Annotated in this window: 1 rRNA gene; it reads right to left on the bottom strand. The window is 49.7% G+C overall.

Features of this window, described 5'->3' with window-relative positions:
- A 23S ribosomal RNA gene (locus CGA21_RS29665) occupies positions 1–1,472 on the bottom strand; the annotation flags it as partial.
- Positions 1,473–1,635: the final 163 nt, after the last annotated feature.

The following is a 1,635-nucleotide window of genomic DNA, read 5'->3' as shown; positions in this document are numbered from 1 at the left end:
CAGCCTACCACCTTAAACTTGGACAACCAACGCCAAGCTGGCCTAGCCTTCTCCGTCCCTCCATCGCAATAACCAGAAGTACAGGAATATTAACCTGTTTTCCATCGACTACGCTTTTCAGCCTCGCCTTAGGGACCGACTAACCCTGCGTCGATTAACGTTGCGCAGGAAACCTTGGTCTTTCGGCGTGGGTGTTTTTCACACCCATTGTCGTTACTCATGTCAGCATTCGCACTTCTGATACCTCCAGCAAGCTTCTCAACTCACCTTCACAGGCTTACAGAACGCTCCTCTACCGCATCACCCGAAGGTGATACCCGTAGCTTCGGTGTATGGTTTGAGCCCCGTTACATCTTCCGCGCAGGCCGACTCGACTAGTGAGCTATTACGCTTTCTTTAAAGGGTGGCTGCTTCTAAGCCAACCTCCTAGCTGTCTAAGCCTTCCCACATCGTTTCCCACTTAACCATAACTTTGGGACCTTAGCTGACGGTCTGGGTTGTTTCCCTTTTCACGACGGACGTTAGCACCCGCCGTGTGTCTCCCATGCTCGGCACTTGTAGGTATTCGGAGTTTGCATCGGTTTGGTAAGTCGGGATGACCCCCTAGCCGAAACAGTGCTCTACCCCCTACAGTGATACATGAGGCGCTACCTAAATAGCTTTCGAGGAGAACCAGCTATCTCCGAGCTTGATTAGCCTTTCACTCCGATCCACAGGTCATCCGCTAACTTTTCAACGGTAGTCGGTTCGGTCCTCCAGTCAGTGTTACCTAACCTTCAACCTGCCCATGGATAGATCGCCCGGTTTCGGGTCTATTCCCAGCGACTAGACGCCCTATTAAGACTCGCTTTCGCTACGCCTCCCCTATTCGGTTAAGCTCGCCACTGAAAATAAGTCGCTGACCCATTATACAAAAGGTACGCAGTCACAGAACAAAGTCTGCTCCCACTGCTTGTACGCATACGGTTTCAGGATCTATTTCACTCCCCTCTCCGGGGTTCTTTTCGCCTTTCCCTCACGGTACTAGTTCACTATCGGTCAGTCAGTAGTATTTAGCCTTGGAGGATGGTCCCCCCATATTCAGACAAAGTTTCTCGTGCTCCGTCCTACTCGATTTCATGACTAAGAGATTTTCGCGTACAGGGCTATCACCCACTATGGCCGCACTTTCCAGAGCGTTCCGCTAATCTCAAAGCCACTTAAGGGCTAGTCCCCGTTCGCTCGCCACTACTAAGGGAATCTCGGTTGATTTCTTTTCCTCAGGGTACTTAGATGTTTCAGTTCCCCTGGTTCGCCTCTTGCACCTATGTATTCAGTACAAGATAACCATCTTATGATGGCTGGGTTCCCCCATTCAGACATCTCCGGATCAAAGTCTGTTTGCCGACTCCCCGAAGCTTTTCGCAGGCTACCACGTCTTTCATCGCCTCTGACTGCCAAGGCATCCACCGTATGCGCTTCTTCACTTGACCATATAACCCCAAGCAATCTGGTTATACTGTGAAGACGACATTCGCCGAAAATTCGAATTTCTCAACTAAGAGAACTCACAAATTTTACCTTAGCCTGATCCGTTACCAGTGAAAGTAACGTTCAGTCTATCTTTCTATCACATACCCAAATTTTTAAAGAACG

It is taken from the genome of Pseudomonas sp. PSB11 (genome assembly GCF_014596605.1).
Taxonomy (GTDB): domain Bacteria; phylum Pseudomonadota; class Gammaproteobacteria; order Pseudomonadales; family Pseudomonadaceae; genus Aquipseudomonas; species Aquipseudomonas umsongensis.
This window is presented reverse-complemented; position numbering and strand designations above follow the sequence as displayed.